This is a genomic window from uncultured Gimesia sp. (genome assembly GCF_937919775.1).
GTDB lineage: Bacteria > Planctomycetota > Planctomycetia > Planctomycetales > Planctomycetaceae > Gimesia.
On sequence record NZ_CALFPF010000346.1, the window covers coordinates 1 to 4,073 of the forward strand.

The 4,073-nt window shown below is 51.7% G+C and carries 3 protein-coding genes; 2 read left to right on the forward strand and 1 reads right to left on the reverse strand.

The window, feature by feature from the left end:
* Positions 1-286: 286 nt before the first annotated feature.
* Both Q0294_RS09620 and Q0294_RS09625 read left to right on the forward strand, forming a co-directional pair.
* Positions 287-1,786 (forward strand): helix-turn-helix domain-containing protein, encoded by a 1,500-nt coding sequence (locus Q0294_RS09620; protein WP_299463983.1) that lies wholly within the window; start codon positions 287-289, stop codon positions 1,784-1,786.
* Between the two features lie 232 nt (positions 1,787-2,018).
* Complete coding sequence (locus Q0294_RS09625; protein ID WP_299463986.1) at positions 2,019-3,080, forward strand: hypothetical protein; 1,062 nt, start codon at positions 2,019-2,021, stop codon at positions 3,078-3,080.
* A gap of 82 nt (positions 3,081-3,162) precedes the next feature.
* Here the strand turns inward: Q0294_RS09625 and Q0294_RS09630 are convergent, their stop codons facing one another.
* Positions 3,163-3,975, reverse strand: coding sequence for a methyltransferase domain-containing protein (locus tag Q0294_RS09630; protein ID WP_299463989.1), 813 nt, complete (start codon positions 3,973-3,975; stop codon positions 3,163-3,165).
* Between the last annotated feature and the right edge of the window lie 98 nt (positions 3,976-4,073).

Consider the following 4,073-nt stretch of genomic DNA (forward strand, 5'->3'; position numbering starts at 1 on the left):
TCCCAATCAGCAAGAAGGCACTTGCAACCGACCAGTTCTCATTTAGAATAAATATAGATAAATTAAGGGGTTCGCAACGACTTCGGGACGCGGTTCTAGTTTCTGTTCCGGAATAAGTTGCTGGAGTGACTGATACTATCAAAAGAACCCGTAAGTTCTTCGCAAAGGCATTCGTCTACTGGTTTTCGGATTTGATACCACTGATATTTCACAGACAACTGTCCGATGACAACTAACACAGCCCCCCGTTCCTGATTTACATTATTGATGTCGGAGTCGTGCCACAATGGCCAAAAAATATCTCAATCTCGCAGAAGCAGCAGCAGAGCTCGGAATGGAAATAGAGGAATTGAACCGCCTGAGAGAGGCTGGTGACATTCGCGGATTTGCAGACCGGGGTGCCTGGAAATTTCGCATGGAAGATCTTGAGGAGTTGGCGCGTTCCCGTCAGGCAGACTCCGATCCGGCGATTCCTCTGTTTTCTGATGAAGCTGATGACGACGACGATTTATTCGGTTCAGCGATCTTGGAAGATGATGATCTTTCAGACAGCGTCATTGATGAAGATGAAGTCGGTGAGCAGGCAACTGTGATCCGGGGAAGTGTGCACGACGATGACGATGGTCCTGTCGAATTGAGCAGTTCCGACAGTGATGTGCGTCTGGTTGTTGATGACGGCGATGATCTGCAACTGGATAGCGAACCGGAGCTGATTGCCGTGGGCGAAGATTCAGACAGCGATGTCCGCCTGACCGATGACTCGAGCATTGATCTCAGTAGCGACAGTGACGTGAAACTTGTTGATTCCGATTCGGAGCCCGACTTTGAGATTCTGGATATGGATTCCGGAAGTGACAGCGATGTGAAACTCGTCGCCGATGACTCTAACTTGTCCGGCAGTGAAAGCGATGTGGCTCTGATCGGTGATGACAGTTTCGATCTTGGCAGCGACAGCGATGTAGCTCTGGTTTCGGACGATGGCAGAGACTCTTCCATCCTGGCAGAAGACAGTGGCATCTCGCTGGCGTCGGATAGTGGAATTTCCTTAGCAGGTCCTCTCGACAGCGGGATTTCCCTGGAAGGAGCCGACGAAAGCGGCATCTCTCTCGTCGATGACGATTCCAGCGGCATCTCTCTGCAAGACGATGATACCGGCAGTGATATTTCCATCACAGCCGACAGCGGAATTTCACTGGAACCATTTGATGTGGAAGACGTTGATAAAACCATCCCGATGATGTCTCATAGTGATAAAAACGCGACTTTGGAAATTCCCACATTGGACGACGACGAAGACAGCAGTTTTGACCTGTCCGATTCCAGCGCAGATACCAGTGTATTGATGCTGAATGAAGATGGCGATATGGGAGGTTCATCAGGTTCCGTAATTCTGGATTCCGATGAAGAGGACAGCGAGTCTGCCATCTTCGACGAGGAAGACGAATTCGCCAGTGACGATGCCATCTCTGATGTCTTCGATGAAGACGAAGATGACTTCGACGATATCTACGATGCAGACGATGATGATTTCGATGATTCCTTCCAGAGTGGTGAAAGCCACGCGGAATTTGTAGCGCCTGCCGCATTTGGCGGCGGCCGGGGTGCAGCAATGGCAGCACCGGAACCGGAATGGGGAGCAGGCACATTCGCTGCACTGGGAATCTCCACGGTTCTAATGGGAATCTGCACCATCATGATGTACGACCTGATCCGCACCATGTGGCATTATGACGATCCTTCCAGCGTCAGTTCGTTCTTTCTGGAAACCTTTGGCGGGTTGTTCTAAGGTCCGGAAAACTTCCGCAACGCTGTTGTCGAACTCTCTGTTGCATAAGCACGGGTTGTTTGCTGCGCGGTCTTTTGATCCCCCTTGCCGGATTTCGTACTTTTTCCGGGTTCTCACCAGATGTGAGTGCCAGAGCAGGGATTCGCGAAAGTTCAGACTGTATAATAGTGAAATAGAGACGTTGGCAAACTGCCTCCGATGCTGCCACTGCTTTTTACTCTGGTGAATAATCATGAATCCGAAACTGCTGTTTGCGCTCGTACTATTGCCTCAGGTATTTGGCAATCTTCTGCTGGCGGATGACGCCCGTCCGCTCCGTTATACCGATCCCAAGCCACAGGAATATCAGCTCACAGCGCGTGCCAGCGAGATTGATCCGCGTGCGAAAGAACATCCGGAAATCGACTTCGTTTTTGAATCGGGCGGTAAGGTCCAGGATCTCGAACATGCGGTCGTCAATACGAAAGTCAAACCGCGCGGCAAGCTCGTGATCTGGTTGATGGGTTATAACAGCCAGCTTTTTGATCGGCTCTCCAGTTATGGACTGCATGCGATTCAGGTCCATTACGCGAACCGCTGGTTCTCCAAAGTCTGTAAGGAACAGCCAGTGGGCGAAACGTGTCGGGGCAATGTAAGGCTGGAAGCTGCGACCGGAGAAAATTTCAGTGACCAGGTCGATATCCCCCAACCGGATGGAATGAAAGAACGTGCCCTGCAGTTTGTGAAGTGGCTTGCTAAAAAGAACCCGCAGGGCAAGTGGGACTATTATCTGACACCGGATGGGAAAGACCTCCGGTGGGAAGACGTGATTATGGCGGGAAGTTCACACGGCTCGACCACCGCAGCTCGATTCGCCGTGCATCAGAAAGTCGGCCGCGTCGTCATGTTCTGCGGGCCACGGGATCAACTCCAGAACTGGCAAACGCTGCCGTCAGCTACACCTTCCAACCGTTACTTCGGCTTTTCCCACGTACTCGATGGCGGCTGGAGTGCAGACCACTACTGCCGTTCCTGGGAACTGCTGGGATTGCACGAGCATGGTCCGATTGTTGACGTCGACGAGGTCCAGTTTCCGTTTAAAAATACCCGCCGCCTGATTACGAACTGTGACGTCAAAAATAATACAGGCCGCGCACATTCTTCGGTAGTGCCCGGCGGCAGCGCCTGCAAGAATGCCAAAGGGAAATACATTCACGAAGTCGTCTGGCGATATCTCTTCACATACCCCATCGAAAAAACAGGAAAAGCAGTTCCGATGGACCCGGGTTGTAATAAAAATCAACGCGAGAGTTAACGGCTTGTTTGGACGATCACTTTCAGATACAGAGATTCGCCTGCCATTCGATGAGATTTCAGTCCGGTTGGAAATGGAACACTCATGCGAAGGGTAAACGTCCCCAGACCTGCACGACGCGCGGGATTCCCATCACGGTCCGATCGTCTGTGGCATACTCTTTGAGCTCTCCGACAATTTCATCAATCTCCTCCTGAGTCGCGAGCTGATCTGCCAACACGACGTCTGTTATATTTTCCATTGTCAGGCCATTGAGCAGCTTCACCTCACCCGTCAGTCCGGTCGGCTGTACGACTGAAACACGGATCGCTTCCAGCCCGCAATCTTTCATGATGACCGGTAGCCGTTGTCCTATATTCGGGTCGCCGCCTCTGCAACGGACCACTGCGTTATAGAGATCATAGAACTTCCGGAATGCGGGAATCTCCGGATAAGTAAAGGAGCCACTGAAGTCAATGTCTTCCAGAGCGAGGATGCCACCGGGACGCAGTTGTCTTAAGAAGGACTTGACTGCGGCAACCGGATCGCTCAGGTGTGTCAGTAGAAACCGAGAATAGACCACATCAAACTCCGGAGCGCCAAACACTTCACAAATATCTGACAAACGGAACTCGACGTTATCAATATGTTCTTCCTGAACTTCTTCACGGGCGATCGCAAGTTTCGTGGTATCAATGTCCGTACCCACGGCTTTTCCCTGAGGCGCCACCCGGCGCGCGATTTCGCGCGTCACGTCTCCGCCGCCGCAACCAACATCAAGACACGCGAGTCCATCCGTCAGCTCAAGTTGGCTGAGCAGCGACGCCGTGCTGTCGTGCATGACCCGGGCCAGGATACGCAGCCGTTCCCGACCCTGAATCCCGCCGCGAATGACATACTGTTTCGTGTTTCCCATTAAAATAAGCTTTCCTGATCTAAAACGCCAAATTCCCATTGATCACGTATAGGTGAATAACGCGGAAACTGATGGATGGCAACACCTTCAAACATTTT

What these genes read in the sequence shown, in the direction of transcription:
- Q0294_RS09620 (WP_299463983.1), top strand. Translation starts at nt 287, where the DNA reads ATGGCCAAAAAATATCTCAATCTCGCAGAAGCAGCAGCAGAGCTCGGA.
- Q0294_RS09625 (WP_299463986.1), top strand. Translation starts at nt 2,019, where the DNA reads ATGAATCCGAAACTGCTGTTTGCGCTCGTACTATTGCCTCAGGTATTT.
- Q0294_RS09630 (WP_299463989.1), bottom strand. Translation starts at nt 3,975, where the DNA reads ATGGGAAACACGAAACAGTATGTCATTCGCGGCGGGATTCAGGGTCGG.